The sequence below is a fragment of the Marinobacter caseinilyticus genome (assembly GCF_011074955.1).
GTDB lineage: Bacteria > Pseudomonadota > Gammaproteobacteria > Pseudomonadales > Oleiphilaceae > Marinobacter > Marinobacter caseinilyticus.
Map to the genome: position 1 here is coordinate 138,754 of NZ_WUQJ01000022.1, position 25,841 is coordinate 164,594.

The following is a 25,841-nucleotide window of genomic DNA, read 5'->3' on the forward strand; positions in this document are numbered from 1 at the left end:
TTTATCCTTTCAGCAGGAGCATCTGCCATGAGCCTTCCAGCTAATCTCAAAGACCAACTGACCCTTCCGGTGCTGTGCTCACCGATGTTCATCATCTCCAACCCAAAAATGGTGATCGAACAGTGTAAGGCGGGGGTTATCGGTTCCTTCCCCGCTCTCAACGCCCGGCCGGCGGAGAAACTGGACGAATGGCTGACAGAAATTGAAGCCGCACTGGCCACTTATAAAGCCGAGAACCCGGACGCGAAGGTCGCACCTTACGCGGTCAACCAGATTGCGCACTCAACCAATGACCGGCTGGAACATGACATGCAGGTGTGCGTGGATCATAAAGTGCCCATTATCATCACCAGCCTGCAGGCCAACCCGATGATCGTGGAAGCCGCTCATAGCTATGGCGGGCTGGTGTTTCATGATGTGACAAATATCCGCCATGCCAAAAAGGCCCTCAGCATGGGGATCGATGGCCTGATTCTGGTGACAGCGGGCGCGGGTGGCCATGCCGGTACCCTTAGCCCGTTTGCATTGTTATCAGAAATACGCAGTTTCTTTGACGGGCCGGTTGTCCTTGGCGGTGCCATCACCAAAGGCAACCATGTGCTCGCCGCCAGGGCCATGGGTGCTGATATGGCGTACATGGGAACCCGTTTTATCGCCACCGAAGAAGCCAATGCCGAGCAGGCCTATAAGGACATGATTCTGGCGTCATCAGCGTCCGATATCGTTTACACCAACCTGTTTACCGGCGTTCATGGCAACTACCTGCGTGGCAGTATTGAAAAGGTCGGTCTGGATCCTGAAGACCTGCCGGTGTCCGACAAGAGCAAGATGAAATTCGGCTCTGCCGGGGGCAGCAAACCAAAGGCATGGAAAGATATCTGGGGAGCAGGTCAGGGCGTGGGCGGCATTACGGAATTGGTACCGGTAGCGAAAGCCGTGGCCCAGTTACGGGATGAATATGAGACCGCGCGGAAGAACATCTTGAAGTGACGGTTTCGACCGCACTCAAAGCGCCAAGGCTTTGGGTGCGGTATTGGTTTGCGTCATAGCGATCAGGAGCGAGTGAACTTTCCCGGACGGCGCTCAATAACCGCGGCCATACCTTCTTTGTGATCAGCGGTTTTCGCCAGCCAGACCTGTTCGGCGAACTCATGATCCAGCCGTTGTTTCAGCTCATCCACCAGCCCTTTCCGGAGCGTTGCCCGGGTGGATTCAACCGCGAACGGCGCGCATTGGGCGATTTCAGTTGCCAGGGCGACGGCCGCTTCCCGCACCTGCTCCGCAGGCACCAGCTTGTCTGCCAGGCCAAAGTCATAGGCTTCTTCACCTTTGATCCGGCGTCCGGTTAACAGCATCAGGTTGGCTCGCTGCTGGCCGATCAGTCTCGGCAATACCAGGCTGATACCAAACCCGGGGTGTATCCCAAGCTGCACAAAATTAGCCGCAAAGCGAGCCTCGGGGCACACTACCCGAAAATCCGGCACCAGTGACAACCCAAAACCACCACCAATGGCAGCACCATGAATAGCGCCCACAATCGGCTTTCTGCAAGCGTATAAACGAGCCGCCGCCTTATAAAGGCTGATGGCATTGTTGGCGGCGTCCGGCTTGAACAAATCACTGCCATTGGAGGAAAAATCCGCACCGGCACAAAACGCCTTACCCTGAGCGGCTAGCACAATAACCCGACACTGGTCGTCCTGCTCGAGCGCTTCAAACGTATAGGCTATATGCTCGATCAGCGTCACATCGAAAAAATTAAGCGGCGGACGTTGAATCTCCACCACCGCCACATGCTCGTGCCACTGTACGTCAACATCATCAAACGATTTCATCTGTTGTCCTTGTTTGCTAGCGGGAAACAATGTCCCAGACCCGGCCGTCATTCTGCCCGGGTGCGCTGTGTTTCAGCTCATCGGCCACTGCCAGACCGATACGCTCGGACCAGTAGAATTCCGAACCGTATTCTTCACGCCAGCTCCATATGCGCCGGCTATATTGCTGCAGCGGGTACTCATAACTGAAGCCCATGGCACCATGACACTGGTGTGCCAGTCGCGATACGGTGCCCGCGGCTTCCGACGCTACCACCTTGGCCGTGGCTATGGACAGCAAGGTATCGGCACTACCACTGAACGGCCGGGAGTGCTCAGACAACTCTCGCGCTGCCTGCTCTACCGCTGCATTTGCCAAGGCACTTTCGCCAGCAATATCCGCAACCTTGTGCTGAATGGCCTGGAACTTACCTAGTGCGCGACCGAACTGCTGTCGCTCTTTCACGTAAGCAACGGTCAGTTCGTTCATTTTTTCCATCGCACCGGCAATCTGGCAGGCCCGCACCAAGGCGCAGAACTGCATTAGCCCGTGCTCGCTCATGCCATCCACCGCTGACGATAATGCCAGCGGGACACTCTCGCTCAGTTGAACTTGCGCTCTTGATTCCCCGGCCAGGCTTTCGCGATAATCTATCTCTACATCATCGGGGGCAAAGGTAGCAATTCTGATAGCTCCCTGATCCGAGACCGGGACCACCAACCGCGTAACCCCAGCATGCATGGGGGCGCTCTCCACCAGGCCACTGATCTTGCCACCGGCTAACATCGGCAGCACGCCACCGTCAAATACCAGCACGGTCCAGGATTCTGCAACCTCAAGACCACTTTCCGCCAGCACCCGGTTAGCCACCAACGTCTCTGCCAAGGGCGCAGCCAGCGCAAAGCCCGCCGACTGGCGAATCAGATTAAAGCCAAGCGCCAAGGAGCCACCTACGCCACCGGCATTTTCCGGAACCCACGCCAAAGGCAGCCCCGCCTCAAGTAGGGCAGTCAGGAGCCTGACCGGCGCTACGCCGCTTTCGGCCGCGTTAACGACGTCCGCGCCACAATGATCGGCAAATAATCGTTGCGCGGTATCCAGTATGAGTTGATCCGTCTGTTCCATATCAAACCCCACAATTGATTAGCGCAGCCCCATGCCGCGAGCAATAATGCCTTTAAGCACCTCGTTGGTTCCTCCGCGTAGAGTAAACGACGGTTGCCGCAACAGGCTGTCGGCGAGCAGGTAATGGAGCTCGTCGCCAAAGCTCTGTTTGAGCTGAATCGGCCAGAATTCACGCAAGCGCTCAATGATATCCTGCTCAAATCGGGTACCAAGATCCTTGACCAGGGACGCTTCCACCTCCGGATACTGCCCCTGCTCCAGCAACGCCGCTACTCCCAGAGACATCGCCCGCAACGCCCGGGTGCGGGCCAGCATGCCGCCCATCACTGCCGCCTGATGTCCGCTCATGGTGGCGACTGCCTGCAGGAACGCCTTCTCCAGAACCACAAAGGTGCTGAGTAACCGTTCGGGGCCGGAACGCTCCAGGGCCAGCTCACTGGTAATCTGCTTCCAGCCTGCTCCCACCGCACCCAGTACCGCATCCTCCGGCACAAAGACATTCTCAAAGTGGCTTTCATTAAAATGCTCGACACCACTCATATCCCGGATACCACGCACGCTGACACCCGGCGAATCCAGCGGCACCAGAAACTGGGTCAGACCTTCATGGCGTTTTTTGTCATCCCGCTCGCTGGTGCGGGCCAGCACCGTCATGTACTGGCATATCTGGGCGCCGGATGACCACAGTTTGGTGCCGGTAAGTTCCCAGCCATCCTCAACCTTGTGAGCCCTGGTGCGCACGGAGGCCAGATCCGAACCGGATTCAGGCTCGCTCAGACCGAGCGCCACAAAGCACTCGCCTGCGGCAATGCGGGGTAACAGCGTGCGCTTCATTTCTTCCGTTCCGGTGGCCAGAATCAACGGCCCGCTCTGACGGTCTGCAATCCAGTGGGCGTGTACCGGCGCACCTGCCACCAGCAATTCTTCAGTGATCACGTAGCGGTGCAACGCACTCAATTCCTGGCCGCCATACTCTTTTGGCCAGGTAACGCCAAGCCAGCCACGCTGGCCCAGTTTGCGACTGAATGCCGGATCGATACCGGAGCACCAGCAATCGGTCACAGGCTGGAAGCCGCCATTGCGAATCTCTGCCTGCAGAAATGCCCGGACTTCCTTACGCAAGCGGTCAACGCTGTCGTCGATAACCGGTGCGGGGAAGTTGAAACGGATGGTTTCCGACATTATTTATTCTCCCCGGTAATCATTTTTCTGAGTGCTGTTTTGAGGATTTTATTGACCGTGGAGACCGGTAACGGCTGATCCATAAAACTGATTGCAGACGGACATTTATAATGGGCGATCCGCTCACGGCAATAATCAATAATTTCCTGTTCCGTCACGCAGGAGTCCTCAGCGACCCTTATAACAGCGTGTACCGCCTCGCCCCATTTTTCATGGGGCACACCGATTACGGCGCATTCTTTTATATCCGGATGGCGAGACAGTATGTTTTCGATTTCAATGGGATAAACGTTCTCGCCGCCGCTGACAATCATGTCCTTCATACGGCCAACCAGAAACAGGTAACCGTCGTCATCCAGGAACCCACTGTCACCAGTGTAGTACCAGCCATCTTCCAATACCGCACAGGTTAACTCTGGCGCGCGCCAATAACCTTTCATGATATTGGCACCGCGTACAGCGATCTCCCCAACCTCACCGTTGCGCAGGCGCTTTCGGTCTGGTCCGACCACCCGAATATTAACGTGTGGCGCGGCGCGGCCGGCAGAGACCAGACGTGCCCGCCGCTCCGGTGCCAGGGAGTGGTCATGGGTGTTCAGCACCGACACCACCGGGGACGCTTCCGTCATGCCATAAGACTGGCCAAAACCGGTGCCTGGCAATACCTGCAACGCCCGCTCCATCAATGCGACAGGCATCGGAGCTCCGCCGTAGGTGATAAGCCGCAGACTGGACAGGTCAAAGTCTGTAAAACGGGGGTGATCCAGAATCATCTGCAGCATGGTGGGCACAATCTGGGTGGTATTGATACGGTACTGGTGCACCAGTTCCATCACTGAAACTACATCAAAGCGGGACAGTATCACCGTATGGATGCCCATCAGCGTCGCGGTGTAAACCCGGGAACCTGCAGCGGTGTGAAACATCGGGCCAGCCAGCAAATGCGTCTCGCCTTCCTGCAACTGGTAAAGGGAAATTCCCCCCATCGCGTTAGCGAACTGATTGATATGGGAGAGCATCACGCCCTTGGATCGGCCGGTGGTACCGCCGGTGTAGAACAGTATCAGGGTATCGTCATTGCCACCGGGAATTGCTGTCGGCCCTGCCTCTTCCAGCAGCAGACTATCGTAGGACACCATGCTTTCGGGCACTTCACCTGAGCCCGCATAGATAAGAGTTGTCAGCCAGGGGCATGCCTGCTGAATGGCGCGAGCCTGCTCGAGGTGATGTTCATCCACCACCAGAATTCGCGGTTCGGAATCAGCAATACACTCCACCATTTCCCTGACGGACAGCCGGAAGTTCACCGGCACAATGATGGCACCCAGCCAGGGCACTGAGAAAAACAGTTCGAATCCCCAGTGGGTGTTATACCCCAGGTAAGCTACACGGTCCCCATAGCTGATTCCCTGCTGTTCCAGAGCTCCCGCCATTGCCTTGCAGCGAGTATAGGTCTCACGCCAGCAGTAGGTTTTTCCGTGCCAGGAAACCGAGGGTTTTTCAGGCCAGCAATCTGCCGCCTTTTCCAACCATGCCATGGCGGATATTTCCGGCGTTTGTACTCTGGCCCCTGCTGCTGACATCTGTACCTTCTCCGCTTTGAGTTATTCAAGTGGCCGCTTTACCAACGGTCACGACATAGCATTCGGGAGTAAAAGTGAAATAACTGGGAAAGCGACAATGAGGCCCAATACCACAAAATCTGCCACCAGAAACTTCATCACGCCGAAGAAAATCGTGTGAACTTTTATCTCTTTCGTCACAACACTGTTAATAACAAACACGTTCATGCCCAGGGGTGGTGTCACCAGTCCGATTTCGAGCAGCTTCACCACAACAACGCCGAACCAGATCAGATCCATACCCATGCCCTCTACAACCGGAATTACAAAAGGCAGTGTCAGCAACATGGTTCCGATTGAGTCCAGAAACATCCCCAGTACGACGTACAACAGGACGATAAAGACCAGCACCATCCAGGTTTCCAGCCCGAGGCCTGCGACGAAGCCAACAAAGGCCCCGGTTACCCCGGTAAGTGATACAAAGGACACAAAGATCTTCGCACCAATGGCAATGAAGAACAGGGAAGCAGTCTGATAAGCGGTTTCCTTCAAAGAGCTTAGAAAGTCTGTCCACTTAAGGCGACGGGCCACCACTCCAAAACCGATCACGAAGGCGAGACTGACCGCAGCCGCTTCAGTCGCTGTGAAAATTCCGCCGTAGATACCACCAATAATGATGGTCATCAGCGCCAACGCGGGCCAGCCCTTGAAACCAGCTCTGAACTTGTCCTTCAGCGTATAACGCAGTCCCTCGGCTACCGGAGCATCACTCGGCTTCCACAGGGCCCAGACCACCACCACCAGAATAAATCCCAGCATGGTCAGAACACCCGGCAATACCCCTGCCATAAAGAGCTTGTTCACCGACTGCTCGGTAAACATACCGTAAAGTATGAACAGCACACTGGGCGGAATCAGAGACCCGAGGGTTCCCCCCATCGCCACGGTTGAGGTCGCCAGTTGCTTGCCGTATCCGAACCGCAACATTTCTGGAACGCATATCCGACCCATGGAAGAGGCACAGGCCAGACTTGAGCCGGTAATAGCAGAGAATCCCCCGCAACCGAACAACGACGCAATCGCCAGACCGCCCGGCAGCCTCGCCAGCCAGACCCGAACGGCCGCATAAATGTCTGTGGTTATTCGAGTGTGATAGGCGATATGCCCTGCGGCAATAAACAACGGGATCATGCTGAGAGAATAGGAGTGGATAAAGTCAAAAGCGTTAGTCTCGATCAACGACAGCGCCGGACGAATGCCCCGTTCAAAATCGAAGTCCCTGCCAGGGCGCCAGGCATAGGTAATCAGGGAGCACACCGAGGCTACGCTGACCAGCACAAACGCGATAGGCACCCGCAAGAGCATCAGCACCAGGGCTACAATAAACCCGTAGGCACCAATCGTAGTTGGTTCCATGAATTACAACTCCTCTGAAGACTGGTCTGGCCGGGGTTTGATTACCCCCAGTGAACACAGGAGATCAGTCACAGTCAGATCAATAAGACGCAGGAAGAACAGAAAGTAACCGGCGAAAAATGCTGTCGCACCCGGCCACTTGGGAAGTTGCAACATGCCGAAGAAATAGCCGCCTGAGGTATAGGCCTCCACCATCGTTACATAGGCTGCATAGGTAATAGGGGTAACGGCCAGCAGGCCAACAATGGCCGCTAACAGGTTAAGGGCGTGTTGAAAGCCAGGCCCCAGTTTCTGCGTAAAAATCTCGACTGAGATAAACCCGCGCTCTGCCGCCACAAACGCGAGCGGCAGGATGAGTGCGCCAATCATCAGCTCGCCAATAATGGTGACCTCATCGGTAACACTCGAATTACCGAGCGTCCGCATTACAACACTGGTGGTGATCAACACGCCCATAGCAAGAATGCACAGAACGCCCAGGTAAATGAAGACATTCTCAAGCCATGACAGACAGCCACGAAGCTTTCTGACTGGCTTCGACCCCGGGGAACAGTTTTCCGGGCCTGAACCATTGGGATCGGGCGGTAGGTAGGAGTGAATACTCTTCATTGCCGGGCTCCTGAAACCTGTCGGGATAATTGCGATATACAATTAGAAAACTGAAGGCCGGGGCCTCTCCACCAAGGGCCCCGGTATCGGTGCTGATTCAGGAGCAGATTACCCTTCCCACGGATAGCCTTTCTCATCGACCACCTGCTGGTATTTGGCAAGAAGTTGCTGGTATTCGTCCCAGATGCTCTGCCCGTCAAACCCAGCCTGGTTCATTTCTTCAATCCACATATCGATGTACTTATCGGAGAGGGCGAGCAACTTTTCACGCTCCGAGTCCGCCATCTTTATCACTTCTATTTCATTACCCAGTTCACCGGTAGGTAACGCATCAATTATTGCCTGGCTTTCTTCAATTACCGTCTCGGCATAGAAGTCCACCATATCGGAACCCGTCTGGAGCATAAGCTGTTGCTGCTCCTCGTTGAGGTCATCCCAACTGAACTTGTTCATCATCATGGCGAACCCGGTAATCTGGCCCCAGTTTGTGAGAGTGACACTGCTGGTGACTTCTGGCGTCTTGAACGAACGCATGGCATAAAGGTAGCCGGCAGAGCAATCCACCAGGCCGCTATCCAGTGCCTGATAAACCTCCTCGTAGGTGAAGTTCACCAGGTTGGCTCCCAGCTCATCGACAATCTTGGCGTAAATAACGGAAGCACGAATGCGCTTGCCTTTTAAATCCGCCAAGGTATGGATCGCATTGCCTTCCGTGCATTCAAGTTGAACCGGTGTCGTAGTGTAATTGCCTACATAAACCACTCCCTCATCGGCAAACGATTCCCGAATCTGCTCATTGGTGGTCATCAATTCGTACATAGCGCGCATGGCAACCCAGGGATCGGAATTTCCTTCCACCGGGATATCCCCAATGCTCAAACCGCGCATCTTGGTGGGTTCGTAGGCGGCCAAAACACTGCCCATATCGGCAGTGCCGGCGGACACCCCACCCAGAATGCCCGAGTACTTCAGTAACGCCCCACCCCAATGGATATCCAGAACGAGCTCACCCTCAGAGCGCTCTTTGATTTCGTCGGCGAAGAATTGCAATGCCTCTGCACGGCTACCCCGATTGGGCGTCGCTTCGGCGTAACGCAAAGTGGTTTCGGCCACAGCCTCGCTCGCCATGGCCAGGGCCAGAAGCGAGGTCACACAGAGAGTTTTGATTGAGTTGAATGATTTCATAACCAGGCTGTCCTGTTTTTGTTTTATGGGAAATTACTTCGCTCCGGGCTGGGAAGACTATCCAGAAACATCACCGCTGTGATGCCATGCGATCAAACTAGCACCGCAAATCAATATCAACAATGACTCATATTTTATATAAAGTATGCCAATATCATATCGTATGATTTTTGCAACTATTTGATAGGAAGGGACTGCACAGAGTTAGGCTTAAACTAACGGAACACCCTCCTCGTTCTCACCGCCCAGGACATACCGGAAGGTACCAGCGCCAGTAGCGATGAGTTGATCTTCGCGGGTGATCCGCGCTTCCACAAAGAACATTTTGCGGCCGCGGCTAATGAGGTGGGCCTCAACCCGAATCAGCCCGTCCTGGGCCGGATTCATGAAGTGGGTATTCATGGACACCGTTATACACTTGCGGACATTGCCCGGAACCGGACACTAGGTGCCACATAGCCCACTGGCGGAATCCAGCAGCGACATAAAAACCCCGCCATGGACAAATCCGTTTCTGTTCAGGTGCTGCGTACCGAGAGGCACTGTCAGCATACAATAATCCTTTCGCCATTCAGCCACCGTAAAGCCCAGCGCATCCCGAAAACCCGCCGTGTTCTCGGATTCGGCCCCGAAGTTACTGTTATCGGCACTGCTCAATTCAACACTATTATCGTTTTTCTGCATTTTACTGATTTCCATAACGGACTGAACACGCTATTCACCAGCCAATTTGAAATGCCAAAATGTTATATTTTATGTATTATCCATGCTTTCAGGAAATACCATTCTTCACCTTTTCCAACACTTAGGTCTTCAGATTTTCCGACCGGCCTGTTGCCAGTATTTGTCCCTCAGTTTGCGCTTGAAGATTTTGCCCGAATCTTCTCTGGGAAGGTTTTTGCCGAACTCTATTTGCCTGGGGACCTTGAACCCGGCGAGATGCTCGCGCAGATAACTTTTTATATGGTCAGTATCGAGCTCGATGTTGTCCTGTGGTTCCACCACAGCCATCAACGCTTCCCCGAACTCCTCATCGGGAATACCGAAAATGACGCAATCCTTGATACCCGGGTAGTTGTGCAGAACCGCTTCTATCTCGGCTGGATATATGTTGACGCCACCGGAGATCACCATGTCCTTTATCCGGTCGGCTATAAAAAGAAAACCGTCCTCGTCCAGGTAACCCATGTCGCCTGAAGTAATGTAGCCGTCTTTCTCCATGGCGGCACGGGCCTCCGGTTTGCGGTTATAGGTGAAGTCCATCATCGGAAACCGCGAATAGATCTCGCCGATTTGCCCCGGGGGCAGGACATTTCCGCTCTCATCCAGAATCCGGATATCAGCCTCGGGGACTGTTTTGCCAACGCTACCGGGTTTTGCGAGCGCCTGTTCCGAATTACAGGCACTGACCGCACTGGACTCCGTGGAACCGTAAAACTCGTTGATCACCGGGCCAAACCATTCGATCATCCTGCGTTTTACATCCGCCGGGCACGGCGCCGCAGCGTGGATAATAAATTCCAGGCTCGACAGATCGAATTTATTGCGTACTTCCTCTGGTAACTTCAGCAGTCGGATAAACATGATCGGCACCATGATCGCCGCGGTCAGCCGGTACTCTTCAATTAACGCAAGGAACTCCTCGGAATCGAATTTCGGAATAATCAGCAGCAAGTCACTGATTTTCGACGCCTGCATGGCATATCCATTCGGGGCACTGTGATATAGCGGGCCCGGCACGGTGCACCGGGCACCGGGACCGCAGCCGTAAACCCGGGTACGGAAGTCCCGCATGCTGGCAGCACCATCGGCATCCAGCGGGATGCGGCGAACACCTTTCGGATGTCCGGTGGTGCCTGAGGTATAGAGCATTGAGGAAGGGCCCTGCACGGGAGGATTTTGCGATGGCTGTTCCGAGTCCAGCAACTGCTGCCAATCGGCCTCGCCTTCCGGCACAGAGCATTGGTCCGCAGGCAATCCGAATGGCTTACGGATGTCTTCGTGGGTTGCCACCAGAAGACAGCTGACGCTTGCCGGAATGGCATCCTTCACTTTGCGGTACAAATCCGCATGAATGACCAGGACTCTCGCCCCGGAGTCGTTCAATATGTAGGTAAGCTCTTCTCCTGCCAGGTGCCAATTGATGGGGACCGCGTAAGCCCCGACATAATTGGCAGCGTGGTTGGCGGTCATGAAGTGAGTGTCATTGCGCAGGAAAATACCCACGCACTCCCCTTCGCCGACACCCAATTTACTGAACACGCTGGCAGCACGTTTTACATCGTGCTGGAACTCTTCATGGGTGAGATGCCGGGATCCGCAAACAATACCTTTAAACGTTTTCTTGTCGATTGGTGTATCTGTCACTGCAACCTTTCCTTGAATCCGGGCTAAGCTGAATGGAATCAATGCCCTTTGAAATCCGGTTTGCGTTTCTCGTTGAACGCAACCACACCCTCAATCCAGTCATCAGCCATGACGGTTTCTCCAAACACCTCAGCCTCAGCCTGAAGTTGTTCTTCCAGGGAATTATCGGAAGCGGCCAGAATCAGCTTCTTGATATTGCCATAGGCTCGGGTGGGTCCATTTGCCAACCGGTCTGCCAGTTCCTTGGTTCTGACTTCCAGTTCTTCTGTCGGCACCACGCGGTTGATTAGCCCCATGTCCAGAGCTTCCTTCGCGGTGAAACGGTCACCCAGAAGGGCAATTTCCATGGCTCTTTTGGTGCCCACCAGACGTGGCAGATAATAGGAAGCACCACCATCCGGGCTGCTGGCAATTTTGGAATAGGCCAGCGTAAAAAAGGCGTCCTCGGAGGCCACCACCATGTCACAGCAAAGCGCCAAACTGACCCCGGCCCCCGCCGCCGCACCACGTACACTGGCTATGACCGGTTTGTTCAATCGCCGCATCGCATACATGATGGTATTCAGGCCGTGAATGCGATTGATAAACGTGAGCCGCCTCTCTTCCTGCGGCAGCTTGGTGAACGCCATAAAGGACTTGACGTCACCACCGGCCAGAAAGTGTTCACCCGCCCCCCGCAATACGACGCAACGGATGTCGTCGTTAAGCTCCGCTTCCTGCAAACGGTCCCGGATCTCGGTACGCATTTCCAGCGACAGTGCATTGCGGGCTTCCGGTCGGTTCATGGTCAGGTAGGCGACCTGGCCATCGATCTCATAGTTCAAGTCACTCATGTTGTCTGATCCTGTCGGGTAATTAACGTGGGGCCAGGGCTTAGCCACAGACTTTTGCGAGGCGCATGGCTTCGAGTTGTTCGGGCTGAAAACCCAGTTCGCCCAAAATCTCTGCTGTGTCCGCTCCATATTGGCGGGCGGCGAAACGTATAGCGGGCTCGGTGCGGCTAAAGCGGGGCGCTGGAGCCGGCTGCTGCATGCCGTCCACATCTATATAGGTATTCCGGGCTTTGTTATGGGGATGTGACTGAGCCTCTTTGATATCCAGCACCGGGGCAAAGCAGATATCCGTCCCTTCCATCAGCTCACACCATTGAGCGCGGGTTTTCTGTCTGAACACCTGCTCAAGGGAGCGTTTTAATTCCGGCCAGCGACTTTTGTCCAGCTGCTCGCCAAACGCCTCACGTGACAAACCCGCCACGTCCATCAACTGGGCGTAGAACTGGGGCTCTATGGAACCGATGGAAATGTATTTCCCATCGCTTGTTTCGTAGCAGTTGTAGAAATGGGCGCCGGTATCCAGCCGGTTGGTACCACGCTCCAGCGAGTTCAGGCCCATTTCATAAGCCGAATGAAACATCGACATGAGCACAGCGGAACCGTCGGTCATAGCGGCATCGATAACCTGGCCCTCACCGGACTTGGCAGTTTCCAGCAGGGCTGAGACGATGCCAAGCGCCAGAAACATACCGCCACCGCCGTAGTCACCTACAAGATTCAGGGGCGGTACGGGTTTTTCGCCAGCACGGCCAATGGCACTGAGAACACCGGTCAGAGAAATGTAATTGATATCATGACCAGCGACTTTGGCAAGTGGGCCATATTGGCCCCAGCCGGTCATGCGGCCGTATACCAGCCGCGGGTTGCACTGCATGCATTGCTCCGGTCCGATTCCGAGCTTTTCCGTCACGCCGGGACGGAAGCCTTCAAACAAGGCATCGGCAGTTTCCACCAGTTTAAGCAGGGCTTCGACACCCTCCTCGGTTTTCAGGTTCAGGGCTACGGAGCGCTTGCCCCGGCGGCTGCAGTCCATTGCCGGTTTCAGAGCCTGAGCTCCGACTCGTTCAACACTGATCACGTCTGCGCCCAGGTCAGCCAGCACCATGCCGCAGAACGGTCCCGGGCCAATTCCGGCAAGTTCAATAATCCGAAACCCATTCAACGGTCCCATTATGGCCTCCTGTTGCCACGGCGATTGCCCGGCGTTTCTTATCTTTGTTGTTCAGGCGCCCTGCGGGCACTCTTGAGCTCACTCTTTATCGCACTTTTCATGGCACTGTTCCTGGCACTCTTCGCAGCACCTTTCGTGTCACTATTGCTGGCTGCTCGCTACAATCTTGTCGTCGAACAGTTTGCCGATCTCACCGCTGGACAGCCCCAGTGTCTGGGCTAGAATTTCTTCGGTGTGCTCTCCCAGTTTCGGGGCACGCAGAACCGGTTCACGGTCCATTGCTGTAAACCTGAGGGGATGATCCGGCATCAGGTATTCCCCAATTCCGGGCTGGTCTACCATTTGGAACAGCGGGTTGTCGGTGGAGCAGTCGACATCTGAATTTACGGTTTCGCGGATGGTCTGGTATTTACCCCAACACACCCCCGCTTTATCCAATTCAGCGCTGACCTGGCTGTAAGGACGCCGGTTGAACCAGGGCTGGAAAATGGCGGTAATTTCCGCCCGACCCTTGTAGCGATCACCTTCTTTGCTGAAGTCCAGGCCCATCCGCTCCTGAAGCTCATGAATGGAATTTTCGGTGCCGGTCACAGACACGATAACCTGCCATTGATTCGGGCTGACTCCGACGACCATTACCCGCTCACCATCGCTGCACTCGAAGTCGTGACCATAGGTACCAAAGATGTCGTTGCCGATGGCCTCGCGGTCGGCGTCGTTGATCATCGCTTCGGCGATATAGCCCAGATTCCCCAGAGTCGCCAGCGCCACGTCTGCCAAAGCAATTCTCACCAACTGACCTTTGCCGGTTCGAGACCGATGACGCTCTGCGGCGAGTAAACCCAAAGCAATCTGCTGGCCGGTGATGACATCCCAGGCTGGCAGCGGACTGTTCAGCGGCGGGATCTCCCCCGCCTTTCCAACACCGCTAATGGACGGAAAGCCGACCTTACAGTTAACGGTATAGTCCAGAGCGCTATTGCCGTGACGGTCACCGGTGAGGTTCAAATAAATCAGGTCTTCCCGGAGTTCTTTGAGGCGGTCATAGGAAAGCCAGCCCTTGGCCGGAAAGTTGGTAAGGAACATGCCGCAATCGTCGCCCGGAAGGGTAATCAGCCTGGAGAGGATTTCCTGGCCTTCCGGACGACGGATATCCACCGCTATGGAACGCTTGCCCTTATTCAGGCTGTGCCAGTAGAGACTCTGGTTGTCACTATTCACCGGCCACCGGCGATAGTCGATGCCACCGCCGATAGGATCGAACCGAATCACATCGGCCCCTAGCTGGGCCAGAGTCATGCCGCCTGAAGGGGCGGCCACAAAGGCACTGCCCTCAACTACCCGAAGTCCGGAAAGAATATTCTGCATTTCAGCTCACCTCAGCATAACCGTTGTTGATGACCACCAGATCACGCTCCACAGAACGACAACGGAAGGCCACCGCACCGCCTTCATGCCAGATTTCGGTGCGGATGGTTTCACCCGGATAGACCGGTGCCGAGAACCGCACACGCATACGTTGGAAGCGAGCCGGGTCGTAGTCACATAGCGTTCTCAGAAGCGCATGGCAAGCGACCCCAAAGGTACACAACCCATGCAGGATCGGGGCGTCAAAGCCCGCATTTTTTGCCACGTCCGGGTCTGCGTGTAGCGGGTTATAGTCACCGGAAAGCCGGTAAATCAAAGCCTGTTGCTGGAGCGTCGGTAACTCACACACCAGGTCCGGCTCGCGTTCGGGGAGCGGGTCCGGCTTTGGTGGCTGGGTACCGGGCCCTCCGAATCCACCATCGCCCCGTGCCATGGTGGTCATGGACAAAGTGCACAGCGCTTCATCGGTCTCAGCATCCCTGACCGTGCGTTCGGAAAGAATGAGGGCACCCTTGCCCTCGCCCTTATCGATCACATCGGTCACACGGGTGGTGGCATACACGTGACCGGAAGCGGGTAATGGCTTGTGCATGACCACTTCCTGGCCGGCGTGCAGAACCTTAACCCAATCGATACCCGTGTCTGGCTCCTTTGCCCAGAAACCCGGATAAGCCATAACCACCGCCATACTGGGCAGCGCCTTCAACCTATTCTCATAGACAAAGGGCAGGCAGTCCCTGTCCAGAGGGTCAATCCCCATACCCACGCCAAGTGCGTAAAGGATGGTGTCTTTTTCAGTATATTTCTGGTCAATACGCTCGAACTTGCGGTTCAGCAACTTCTCGTAACTGATGGCCACTTGCATCCTCCCGTGTCCGGAAAACGATCCCGCCCAGCGATACCGGACGGGTTCATGGTTACCCGAATCTGATCAGAACGGGTCCCAGCTGAAGATGTCAGCAGAGCGGCTCAGTGAGTAAAAGTCCGCTTCAAAGGCGGGCATGACCCTGCTCAATATGGTCTCCGGTGTCCAGCCATCGGATGTGTGGGCGGAACGAATCGGGCGTGGCTGGCTGAACAGGAAAATCTCGTTGTTACGAACGCCAAAGATCTGCCCTGTCACATGCTTAGCCTGGTCACTGCACAATGAAACCACCAGGGTGGAAATTTTGTCCGGAGTCATTTTCTGGATTTTGGCCACACGCTCTTTCTGCGCCTCGTCTTCGGTCGGAATACTGCCGATCAGACGGCTCCAGGCAAACGGAGCAATACAGTTAGACGTAACACCAAAGCGGTCCATATCCAGCGCCATGGATTTGGACAGACCCACAATGCCCATCTTGGCGGCGGAGTAGTTGGCCTGGCCGAAGTTGCCGATCAGGCCGGAAGTGGATGTCATGTTCACAAAGGTGCCACTGCCCTGCTCGCGAAAGTGGGGAGCCGCCGCCCGGCTAACATTGAACGTACCCTTGAGGTGGACTGCCAGCACTGATTCGAAGTCCTGCTCCGACATTTTATGAAAAATGCCGTCACGAAGGTTACCCGCATTATTGACGACGCAGTCGATCTGCCCAAAGGTATCAAGGGCGGTCTGAATGATGGCCTGACCACCTTCCCACTCCGTCACGCTATCAAAGCTCGACACCGCCTCGCCGCCGGCTTCCTTGATCGCAGACACGACTTCGTCAGCAGGGGCCTGATCATTGCCGGCACCGTCAGCGCCGCCGCCAATATCATTGACCACAACTTTGGCACCATGTTCGGCAAGCATTACGCAGGTTGCGCGGCCGATACCACGACCACCACCGGTGACTACAATCACTTTCCCATCTAACATTTTTTTATCGCTCACAATATCCTCCTTAAAGGTCTCTTACAGATTTGTTGTTTTAAGCCTGGGCAACCAGATTTCTGGCAATGACTTTTAAAGCCAGGGTTTCTTCAGCTCCCTCGAAGATCGGCAATACCCGGGCATCCACAAAGTAGCGACTGACATCTGTCTCCTCGGCGTAGCCCATGCCCCCGTGGATCTGCATGGCTTCACGGGTGACCCACTCTGCCGCACGGCAGGTGAACAGTTTCACCAGACTGGCTTCCACCTGGCCGCCGCCTTTGTCCATCTGACGTGCAACCGCGTAACTGAACTGACGGGAGGCGGCAAGGGTCGACATCATGCGGCCCAGTTTCACCTGGGTGAGTTGGTAATCACCTACGGCTTTGCCGAAAACCTTGCGGTCTCTAGCGTAGCTGAGAGCCTTCTCGAATGCCGCCTGCATGACACCGGTTGCCCGGGCGGCAGTCTGGACTCGCCCTCCCGCAAATCCGGCCATAGTGAAATAAAAACCCTGACCGCGCCCCTTCTCACCGCCGATCAGACTCTCGGCAGGAACAAAGTAATCCTCAAAGAAGACGTCGTAGGAATGCATGCCCCGATAGCCCAGGGTGGCTATGGCCTTGCCTGAAATAACGCCGCCGGCCGGTTGTTGATGGTGGAACTCGTGGCCTGGCGCGGGAGGTTTCTCAACCAGAAACAGGCTGAGGCCCCGGTGGCCCAGGGACGGGTCCGCTTCACTCCGGGCCATGGCCAGCAACATGCCGGCCTTGCCCGCGAACGTGCACCAGGTTTTACTGCCGTTAAGTACCCAGCCGCCTTCAACCTGCGTTGCTTTCAACCCAAGCGAGGCAACGTCTGAGCCATAATCTGGTTCCGTAATCGCGATTGCACACAGGGTTTCCCCAGAGGCAATTCGCGGCAACCATTTCTGCTGCTGTTCAGTGGTCCCACCTTGCAGTAGCGCTTTGGCCGCGATTTCCGGACGGGTAATCAGACTACCCGCCGCACCCAGCGACGCCCGTGAAAGCTCTTCGGTCACGACAATCATACTAAGGCTGTCCGGTTTGTCATCGGGCAACAAGCCACCGAAGTGCTCCGGAATACTGATGCCGAAACAGCCGAGTTCTGTCGCTGGCTTTAGAATCTCATCGGGAATATCCAGGTCCTGCCGATGGATTTCTCCCGCCAGCGGCATCACCACGTCAGTAGCGAAACGGGCAAACATGTCCCGCACCATTTCTTTCTCTTCCCCGAGCGTGGACGGCAGACGGGTGCTGCCACGCTCTGCCACGGTGGCGCCGATAGCCGCCAGAAAGTCGCTGCTACCGAAATCCTCAATCAACTTCCGGATATCATTATCGCTGTACAAACCAATGACCGCGGCGCGATCAAGTCCGGTATCCCCGGCCCGGGCCAATAAACGTTGAATGGCTGAAGGCACTGTCTCTGCGCAGAACGCCAGCGCAACTTCCCGCGCAAGCTCGTCTTCTGCGCCGGTCTCCGTTGCGTAATGACAAACCGCATCGCAAGCCGATAATTCTGCCGCGCAGAAGGCAACTTCGTAGCAGCTCAACTGGTGACGATCGAGTAAGCCCGCGCTCAGACGGCCGTCAACGGTGCAATAGCTCTTGAGGTTCTTGAGAGCGAGGCCCAGTTGCTGCCGGACTTTCTCAAGGCTGCGTTGGGCAACTGCCAGTGTTTCGGCATCACTGCCCGACGGTATGACGGCTTCGTGTGTTTGACTCATCAGGTCACCTGTTCTTTCGACATTTACTCGTAACGCCCGATAATCGAGATGCTACAGATATTCTGGTGCGGAAAGCCGCCAAGGTTGTGGTTCAGGGCCAGGCGTGCGTTCGAGAGTTGCCGGTCGCCCGCACGTCCCTGAAACTGCAGATAGTTTTCATAGATCATGCGAAGACCAGAGGCCCCGATGGGGTGGCCGAAGCATTTAAGCCCACCATCGATCTGGCACGGAATTCGGCCATCGGCGTCAAAATCACCGTTGAGAACATCACGGACTGCCTGGCCTTCATCCGACAACTGCAGATCTTCCATCGTCACCAGCTCGGTAATGGAGAAGCAGTCGTGGACTTCCGTCATACTGATTTCTTCGCGCGGTTTCTTTATACCGGCTTCGTTGTAGGCGCGTTGGGCAGCAATTCGGGTGGTCTTCAGGTAAGAGCCATCCCAGTCACTGAAACTTGCCTCGTCACCATTGGAAACCGCCAGCTGGAGAGCCTTAACGGACACCAGATCGGTTTTTCCGAGGCGACGTGCGATCTCGGGCGTGGTGACAATGGCACAGGCCGAGCCATCACTCACGCCACAACAATCGTAAAGCCCGATCGGTTCGGCAATATAAGGGGCGTTAATGGCCTGTTCTTCGGTGATTTCCCGACGAAGATGAGCCTTCGGATTCTTAGCGCCATTGGCGTGGCTCTTTACTGATACGTGCGCCATGGCCCGCTTCAGTTCGCTCTTATCAATGCCATGCTTGGCCCTATACCCACTGGCGAGCTGGGCAAATGAGCCTGGTGCTGACAGGTTGGGCCAGAACATGTCGTTTTCCACACCGCGGGTGCGCTGAGGCAAACCGCCGTAACCCACGTCCTTCAGCTTCTCCACACCCAGCGCCAGAGCTATGTCGCAGGCGCCGGAGGCAACCGCATAGACCGCACCCCGGAATGCTTCGGTACCGGTCGCGCACATGTTCTCGACTTTGGTGACCGGAATGTTCGACAACCGCAGGGCGAGAGAAAGCGGCAGAGCACTGGAGCCCACGTTGTAGGCGTCGATGCCGGCGCCAAACCAGCCCATTTCGATATCTTTCTTCTCGATACCTGCATCAGCAATACATTCCTCGAACGCTTCCACCATCAGGTCGGCGGGGCTCGCATCCCAGCGCTCACCAAACTTGCTGCAACCCATTCCCAGGATCACTACTTTATCTTTGATTCCACTAGCCATATTCAGTCACCTGTTGTCAGCTGCGCGCGTTCTTGTCCGGAGGGTGTCGCTTTCCAGAAGTACTTCCGAAAGCCCCGTTGGTTATCGAACTGCCGGATGCGGAAATGCATACTGACGGCAACACCGGTTTCAATGCTGCCCTCCTCCACTTCCGTAAAGTCCATCATCAAGCGACCGCCACCCTCGAATTCGACCAGCCCGAAATAGGCGGGCGGGTTCCAGTCAAAGGTAAGGCGGTCGGCAGTCCAGGTTTTCACCCGACCGGGTATGGCAGACATGGGGTAATCATCCTGACTGTCGAGGGCGCCACACTCCGGATTGACGCAATAGTTCTCCCGGGGGATCTGAACAGTGCCGCATTCGCGACACTTGCCACCGATAAAACCGGTCAACAGATCCTTTTTGCGGTACATCGCCGCCAGGTAACTCTGCTTGTCCAGCTCGCCACGCTTGCCGGTTTCACGCTCGACAAGATTATTGAAGCTGAGGAAGCGGTTGTAGTTCTCATCGGGACGACGGCGTTCAATCGCTCCGGCAAAGCCGGTTTCAGGGCGCCGGTCCGTAATCTGGTCAGTAGCTTTGAAGAGCACAACATCCGTGCCCTGACCGAAGCCTGCCAGCATTATCAGATCGCCAGGCTTGGCAAATTCAAACGCTGAGGTAAGAAGAAGAATTGGATGTGCCGAGCCGGCTATCCCCATTGCTGGAATGCGATTATCCACCACTGCTTCGGCCGTAATGCCAAGCTTTTTTGCAACTGCCGAAGGGGTTTTTGCCTGGTCGGATGCCAGCACAAAGTGGGCAATATCAGCGGCTTTGACACCTGCCTTATCCAGCAACCGGGAAGCGGCCAGCGGCACACTTTTGAGATAACCTTCATCCCGGATCCAGCGTTCTTCCCACTCATAGTCGAGGGTGGAGTCTTCACCGCGATAATGATCGACAAAGTCTGTTACATAGGTTTCGCTGCCCAGATATTCAGCAATCACGCCATCACTACCCACACCCAGCGCGGCAGCGCCGTCACCCCAGAGCATCTCTGCCCGGGAGCCACACTTGCTGCGCCGATGCTCAGATGCCACCAGCATGGCGGCGCCTTTCTCAGAGTTACCCGCTTCCAGTATCGCAATCAGTGCAGATGTCGCTGCGCGCTGGGAGGCACTGACATCCATGGTACGTAAATGATCGCCCAGGTTCAGCGCCTGACTGACCACCACAGAGTTCTGGCGATCAAGAAAAGGCAAGGTAGTGGAGGCGAGATACAGAGTACCGACCGAGCCGGCGTCCAGAAGAGAGAGGCAATCCTGCCCCGCTTCCACAGCCATGGTGATGGTGTCTTCATCCCAATTGCAGATACTGCGCTCGCCTTTCGCAAGTCCACGAAGGCTGGCATCAAACCAGTCGTTTGCATCAGCTATGGCGGCTCGGGAGAGCCGGCTTCTCGGTATATAGGCACCGTAGGCGGTAATACCAAACATGTGATTTCCTTCCTCTTATGCTTGCTTAAAGGGAGCGTCCGATAACCAGCTTCATGATCTCCGAAGTGCCGCCGTAAATCCGACGTACCCGCGCATCCACATAGATGCGGGATATCGGGTACTCGCGCATGTAGCCATAACCTCCGAACAGCTGCAGACATTGGTCAACTACCTTGCCTTCGTTTTCTGTAGTCCAAAGTTTTGCCATGGCACCTTCCTCAGGAGTCAGGGTGCCGTCATCACACTTCCTTATGCATTGGTCCAGATAAGCCCAGCCCACTTCCAGGCTGGTTTTCATATCCGCCAAGACAAACTGGGTGTTCTGGAACTCGTTAATGGCTTTGCCAAACGCTTTGCGTTCCTTGGTGTACGCCAGGGTCAGATCGAAGGCCCGTTGCGCTTCAGCCTGAGCGCGACAGGCGATAGTGATGCGCTCCCGAGGAAGCTCCCGCATCATGATCTTGAAACCATCACCTTCTTCACCTACCAGATTGCTGACCGGTACCCGGACGTCCTGGAAAAACATTTCCGAGGTATCGGCCGCTTTTTGTCCGATCTTGTCCAGATTACGCCCACGAGAGAAGCCGGGGCTATCACATTCAACCAGAATCATGCTGATTCCACGGCCACCTTTGCTTGGGTTTGTAGTGCAGGCAACCAATACAAAATCACAGTTCTGGCCATTGGTAATAAATGTCTTCTGGCCATTGATTACATACTCGTCACCGTCGCGAACAGCACTGGTGCGCAAGCTCTTGAGATCACTGCCAACGCCCGGTTCAGTCATACCAATGGCAGCAATTTTTTCTGCCGTTACCATCTTCGGCAACCAGTATTGCTTCTGCTCCTCGGTACCCGCGTTCATCAGGTAGTAGGCTACTATGTCAGCCTGAACGGAGAAGCCGACACTGGCACCGCCAATGGCGTAGCCAGTCTCCTCCGACAGCACCATGTTGTAGAGAAAGTCAGCACCCGGCCCGCCATACTCTTCAGGCACACCACAACAGAGAAAGCCGTTTGCCGCGGCTTTCTCCCACAGTGACCGGGGAACCACACTTTGCTCTTCCCACTGATCTATATTCGGTTCCAGCTCAGCGCGAAAAAAACGACGGACGTTCTCGCGGAAAAGCTCGTGTTCACTGCTGTAGATAGCTCTGCTCTGCATGTTTGTTAGTCCCTGTTATTTCTGGCGCCGGATAAACCGGTAAAGAAGTGAGAAGAACTCGGCTGGCTCCCGTTTATGGTTCAACCGTATCAGCAAGAAAAACCTACAACAATTATATACTTTTTATATCAACCATCTTTTTTAAGCATATCTTAGAGGGAGCCACGATGGTTCGTCATCAACAGAAATGGTGTATTGTGAGAAATTAGATACTTCAAAGTTATAGGTGGAATTCCGATGCCCTTCAATCTGAACGTCGACTTGCGCCAGCTCAATACCTTCCTGACCGTGGCCGACACCGGCAGCTTTAGCCGGGCTTCTGAAAAACTGTTTGTAGCCCAGCCGGCATTGAGCCGTCAGATCCGGATGCTGGAAGAAGCCTTGAATGTTGATGTATTCGTCCGGCACGGACGCGGCGTAGTGCTGACTGCGGCCGGTGAGCTTTTGTATGAACGCGCGCGCAGCCTGCTTCAGAGCCTTGAGAGAACGCAAGCTGATGTCACCGCGGTGGCGGGTGAAGTCACGGGGCAGGTTGTACTGGGGCTACTCCCCACTGTGGCCCATACATTCTCCGGGTCCATTATTGAGGAATATCGAAAGCGGTTCCCGCAGGTAAACCTCGCGGTTAAATCAGCCATGAGCGGCACACTTCAGCAAATGGTTATGCAGCATCGATTGAATCTTGCTATTTCCTATAGCCCGAGTAACCATAAAAATTTGCGATACCGTCCGTTACTTGAGGAGCGTCTTTATTTGATCTCCCCCACCAATACAAAAGTATCCAACCGGTCAGAAATTACCCTGGATGAGGTGCTTGAACTTCCTCTGGTTATGCCGGAAGAAAAACACGGGCTGAGAGTCTCCATGGAAAAAGAGGCCGCTGAGCGAAACAAATCCCTGAACCTGGCACTCGAAGTCAGCGCCTGGCCCATGCTTACCGACATGGTACGCAGGGGCCTTGGGTACACTATATTGTCGTCCGCCGCAGTTCATGAAATGACGACCCGCAAGGAGGTCATTGCCATCCCCATTACCTCGCCTGAACTGAAAAGAACACTTTCTATTGTCACCCCCACGGACCTGCCATCCTCGGTGGCGACATTGAAACTGGCGGAAATCATCATGCAACAAGTCGCCGAACAGGTGGGATCAGGTGCGTGGAAAGGCAAATTATTGTTTGATCCGAAAGAAATCAATCACTCCAACAAGCTTCCAGACGCCTGAATAACACCACAGAAGAGGAACGATCTTTGTTAATCTCCAGCTTATATATAATTTTTTGGCATAGTTAATATCAAATATAGATAATTGTTGGCGGCATTATCCACTGCTAGTTTGCACATGGCACTTGGCTGGCAAAGACAACTTCACAATACGTCAGCCGAGGCATGCCTGAGTAGACTGCAAATATTCCAACAATAATATCTGGAGAGGCAGATCCCATGCCTAACAACAAATTATCCATGGTTTTCAAGCTGGCCACAGCCACTGTGGCCCTGGGCGTCGCCGGTCCGGCGACAGCCATTGAATTCAATGCTGGCGAAGCGACTGTCGATATTTATGGCTATACACGACTCAACGCCTCCTACGATATTGAAGAAGATATCAGCCACGCCAACGGCACCCGTTCAGGTGATTTTAGTAAAGTAAACACCGGTGCGGAAGAAGATAGCGAAGTCTCCGGTCATTTTGGAGCCGACGCTGTACAGTCACGCCTCGGAGTTCGTACGACTCTCGCTAACGATGTGAAAGTCACTATCGAAGGTGACTTTCGGACCAGCACCAGTACCGTTCGTCTGCGCCATGCCTTCGGTCAGTACAGGAACTGGATCGTCGGGCAGACCTGGTCGAACCATACTGCATTTACCGGTGCCACCTCGGTATTGGAATTTGATGGGGTAGCAGGCAATGCAGGCCTTTACAGCCGCTCCGCCCAAGTACGTTACACCACGGGTGATTTGTCATTCTCAGCTGAGGACTCCAAGGCCAGCATTACTGACGGAACCAGTGCAGTAGGGACCAAACAGAGCATTCCGACCTTTACCGCCCGCTATACTGGCAAGTCCGGACCTGTGGCCTTTTCTACGTCTGCACTCATCCAGCAAGTTGGTTATGACACCGGCACCGAGAACGATACAGCAATAGGCTTTGCTGTATTCGGCTAAGCCAAGTTCAGTGTCACCGACACTGTCAGCATTCAGGGTAATGTCAATTACACCGATGGCGCCAACGGCTACCTGTGGCGTTCAGGCACCAACTACTACGGTGAGGACGCCTATGTGGACGCCAGCGGCAACGTAGAAACCATTACCGGCTACAGCGCCAATATTGGCGCCAGCGTCAAGGCTGGCCCAGGTGCATTCAACGTTGTTTATGGCGCGACCACCATGGACTGGGACGACGCTGTCGATGATGGGTTGGCCGTGGGTGACAAATATGAAACCAACACCAACGCTTTTGTTAACTATCAATGGAGCCCGGTGCAAAATGTCAATTTCGGCGTTCAGTACGGTTACTTCCAAGTGGAGAAAGTAAACGGTGGCGATGGTGATGCAAGCCGTCTGGTAATCCCCCCGAAAAACCCAGGTGCTCAAAAGTAGAATTTTCCGTAAGCTAAACGCAGGGAGATTCTGCATGAAGAAATCACGTTTTACCGACAGCCAGATCATGGCCATCCTCAAGCAGGCGGAGAGTGGCGTGCCGGTCCCTGAGCTGTGCCGCGAGCACGGCATGAGCAGTGCCAGCTTTTACAAGTGGCGGGCCAAGTACGGCGGCATGGACACCTCCATGATGAAGCGCCTGAAGGAGCTCGAAGACGAAAACCGGCGCCTCAAGAAAATGTACGCCGAAGAGCGCCTCAAGTCCGAGCTGCGCAAGGAAGCCCTGGAGGGAAAGTTCTAAAGCCATCTCTCCGCCGTGAGATGGCGCGTAAAGCGGTTGCTGATGTGCGTTGTAGCATTCGCCTGGCCTGCGCCACCTTTAGCGTCAGCGAGTCCTGCTATCGCTACCAGGCCAAACTCAGCACTGAAAATGCCGAAATTGCGGATCTTCTGGTGCGGTTAACCCACAACCAGCGCAACTGGGGTTTTGGTCTGTGCTTCCTGTATTTACGCAACGTGAAGGGCTACCCCTGGAACCACAAGCGCGTTTACCGGGTTTATCGGGAGTTGGAGCTGAACCTGCGCATCAAGCCCCGAAAGCGGCTGGTACGTGAAAAGCCCGAGCCGCTAGCGGTGCCGATGGCCATCAACACCAGCTGGTCCATGGACTTCATGCACGACCAGTTGGAGGACGGCCGCCGCTACCGGCTGTTCAATGTGATCGACGACTACAACCGGGAGGGCCTGGGCATCGAGATAGACCTGTCACTGCCTTCTGAACGCGTAATTCGGGCCCTGGAACAGATCATCGAGTGGCGGGGAAAGCCCGCCCAGATCCGTTGTGACAACGGCCCGGAATACATCAGCGCCACCTTGGCCGCCTGGGCTGAAAAGCGTGAGATCACGCTCGTGTTTATACAGCCGGGCAACCCGCAACAGAACGCGTATATCGAGCGTTACAACCGCACGGTGCGTTATGACTGGCTGGCCCAGTACCTGTTCCACTCCATCGAGGAAGTGCAGGAATATGCAACGCGTTGGTTATGGACCTACAATCACGAACGACCGAACATGGCACTTGGGGGCATAACCCCACAACAGAAACTGGCCGCTGTGGCCTGAACTCTACTTTTGAAGCCCCTGGAAAAAGGGGGGATTACC

General features: G+C 55.0%; 24 protein-coding genes. 5 read left to right on the forward strand and 19 right to left on the reverse strand.

What is annotated here, in order from left to right:
• Positions 1–27: 27 nt before the first annotated feature.
• Positions 28–990, forward strand: a complete 963-nt coding sequence (locus GRX64_RS11620; protein ID WP_166267356.1) for an NAD(P)H-dependent flavin oxidoreductase — start codon at positions 28–30, stop codon at positions 988–990.
• 62 nt (positions 991–1,052) lie between these two features.
• On the opposite strand, the gene GRX64_RS11625 is transcribed toward GRX64_RS11620, so the two are convergent.
• From GRX64_RS11625 to GRX64_RS11715, 19 genes are all read right to left on the reverse strand, one after another.
• Positions 1,053–1,835, reverse strand: a complete 783-nt coding sequence (locus tag GRX64_RS11625; protein WP_166267358.1) for an enoyl-CoA hydratase/isomerase family protein — start codon at positions 1,833–1,835, stop codon at positions 1,053–1,055.
• A gap of 16 nt (positions 1,836–1,851) precedes the next feature.
• Complete coding sequence (locus tag GRX64_RS11630; protein WP_166267360.1) at positions 1,852–2,940, reverse strand: acyl-CoA dehydrogenase family protein; 1,089 nt, start codon at positions 2,938–2,940, stop codon at positions 1,852–1,854.
• 18 nt (positions 2,941–2,958) lie between these two features.
• On the reverse strand, positions 2,959–4,122 hold the full coding sequence (locus GRX64_RS11635) for an acyl-CoA dehydrogenase family protein (RefSeq protein WP_166267362.1): 1,164 nt from the start codon (positions 4,120–4,122) through the stop codon (positions 2,959–2,961).
• Positions 4,122–5,660 (reverse strand): class I adenylate-forming enzyme family protein, encoded by a 1,539-nt coding sequence (locus tag GRX64_RS11640; protein ID WP_166267364.1) that lies wholly within the window; start codon positions 5,658–5,660, stop codon positions 4,122–4,124. Before GRX64_RS11640 ends, GRX64_RS11635 begins: the two co-directional genes overlap by 1 nt.
• 93 nt (positions 5,661–5,753) lie before the next feature.
• On the reverse strand, positions 5,754–7,100 hold the full coding sequence (locus GRX64_RS11645; RefSeq protein WP_166267365.1) for a TRAP transporter large permease: 1,347 nt from the start codon (positions 7,098–7,100) through the stop codon (positions 5,754–5,756).
• 3 nt (positions 7,101–7,103) lie between these two features.
• On the reverse strand, positions 7,104–7,709 hold the full coding sequence (locus tag GRX64_RS11650; protein WP_166267367.1) for a TRAP transporter small permease: 606 nt from the start codon (positions 7,707–7,709) through the stop codon (positions 7,104–7,106).
• 108 nt (positions 7,710–7,817) lie between these two features.
• Entirely contained in the window at positions 7,818–8,894 is a 1,077-nt protein-coding gene (locus GRX64_RS11655; protein ID WP_166267369.1) for a C4-dicarboxylate TRAP transporter substrate-binding protein, read from the reverse strand.
• A gap of 210 nt (positions 8,895–9,104) precedes the next feature.
• Positions 9,105–9,302 (reverse strand): PaaI family thioesterase, encoded by a 198-nt coding sequence (locus tag GRX64_RS11660; RefSeq protein WP_282433948.1) that lies wholly within the window; start codon positions 9,300–9,302, stop codon positions 9,105–9,107.
• A gap of 36 nt (positions 9,303–9,338) precedes the next feature.
• Positions 9,339–9,578, reverse strand: a complete 240-nt coding sequence (locus GRX64_RS11665; protein WP_166267373.1) for a PaaI family thioesterase — start codon at positions 9,576–9,578, stop codon at positions 9,339–9,341.
• A gap of 129 nt (positions 9,579–9,707) precedes the next feature.
• Positions 9,708–11,261: an acyl-CoA synthetase gene (locus GRX64_RS11670; RefSeq protein WP_207308786.1), complete on the reverse strand. Its 1,554-nt coding sequence runs from the start codon at positions 11,259–11,261 to the stop codon at positions 9,708–9,710.
• Positions 11,262–11,299: 38 nt separating this feature from the next.
• Complete coding sequence (locus GRX64_RS11675; protein WP_166267375.1) at positions 11,300–12,094, reverse strand: enoyl-CoA hydratase/isomerase family protein; 795 nt, start codon at positions 12,092–12,094, stop codon at positions 11,300–11,302.
• A gap of 40 nt (positions 12,095–12,134) precedes the next feature.
• Positions 12,135–13,265, reverse strand: coding sequence for a CaiB/BaiF CoA transferase family protein (locus GRX64_RS11680; RefSeq protein WP_166267377.1), 1,131 nt, complete (start codon positions 13,263–13,265; stop codon positions 12,135–12,137).
• Between the two features lie 141 nt (positions 13,266–13,406).
• Positions 13,407–14,633: a CoA transferase gene (locus tag GRX64_RS11685; RefSeq protein ID WP_166267379.1), complete on the reverse strand. Its 1,227-nt coding sequence runs from the start codon at positions 14,631–14,633 to the stop codon at positions 13,407–13,409.
• Position 14,634: 1 nt separating this feature from the next.
• Positions 14,635–15,492: a MaoC family dehydratase gene (locus GRX64_RS11690; RefSeq protein ID WP_207308787.1), complete on the reverse strand. Its 858-nt coding sequence runs from the start codon at positions 15,490–15,492 to the stop codon at positions 14,635–14,637.
• A 72-nt stretch (positions 15,493–15,564) separates the two neighbouring features.
• The gene (locus GRX64_RS11695) at positions 15,565–16,470 is read right to left on the reverse strand and encodes an SDR family NAD(P)-dependent oxidoreductase (protein WP_235937648.1); all 906 of its coding nucleotides are present in this window, start codon (positions 16,468–16,470) and stop codon (positions 15,565–15,567) included.
• A 52-nt stretch (positions 16,471–16,522) separates the two neighbouring features.
• Complete coding sequence (locus GRX64_RS11700; protein WP_166267385.1) at positions 16,523–18,214, reverse strand: acyl-CoA dehydrogenase family protein; 1,692 nt, start codon at positions 18,212–18,214, stop codon at positions 16,523–16,525.
• A 23-nt stretch (positions 18,215–18,237) separates the two neighbouring features.
• A complete protein-coding gene (locus tag GRX64_RS11705) occupies positions 18,238–19,437 on the reverse strand; it encodes an acetyl-CoA acetyltransferase (RefSeq protein WP_166267387.1) in 1,200 nt (399 codons plus the stop codon).
• Between the two features lie 2 nt (positions 19,438–19,439).
• On the reverse strand, positions 19,440–20,915 hold the full coding sequence (locus GRX64_RS11710; RefSeq protein ID WP_166267389.1) for a 3-oxoacyl-[acyl-carrier-protein] synthase III C-terminal domain-containing protein: 1,476 nt from the start codon (positions 20,913–20,915) through the stop codon (positions 19,440–19,442).
• Between the two features lie 25 nt (positions 20,916–20,940).
• Entirely contained in the window at positions 20,941–22,080 is a 1,140-nt protein-coding gene (locus GRX64_RS11715; RefSeq protein WP_166267391.1) for an acyl-CoA dehydrogenase family protein, read from the reverse strand.
• 237 nt (positions 22,081–22,317) lie between these two features.
• Between GRX64_RS11715 and GRX64_RS11720 the strand changes: the two genes are divergently transcribed.
• From GRX64_RS11720 to GRX64_RS11730, 4 genes are all read left to right on the forward strand, one after another.
• Entirely contained in the window at positions 22,318–23,304 is a 987-nt protein-coding gene (locus GRX64_RS11720) for a LysR family transcriptional regulator (RefSeq protein ID WP_166267393.1), read from the forward strand.
• 218 nt (positions 23,305–23,522) lie between these two features.
• Positions 23,523–24,245: a DcaP family trimeric outer membrane transporter gene (locus GRX64_RS19580; RefSeq protein ID WP_235937644.1), complete on the forward strand. Its 723-nt coding sequence runs from the start codon at positions 23,523–23,525 to the stop codon at positions 24,243–24,245.
• 114 nt (positions 24,246–24,359) lie between these two features.
• Positions 24,360–24,680 carry a hypothetical protein gene (locus GRX64_RS19585; protein WP_235937646.1) on the forward strand — a complete coding sequence of 107 codons (321 nt, stop codon included), beginning with the start codon at positions 24,360–24,362 and terminating at the stop codon, positions 24,678–24,680.
• A 34-nt stretch (positions 24,681–24,714) separates the two neighbouring features.
• Positions 24,715–25,802, forward strand: a protein-coding gene (locus tag GRX64_RS11730) for an IS3 family transposase (RefSeq protein WP_166263825.1) whose coding sequence is annotated in 2 segments (ribosomal slippage) — positions 24,715–24,970 and positions 24,970–25,802 — 1,089 coding nt in all. Because the reading frame shifts where the segments join, the coding sequence is not laid out codon by codon here.
• Positions 25,803–25,841 lie beyond the last annotated feature (39 nt).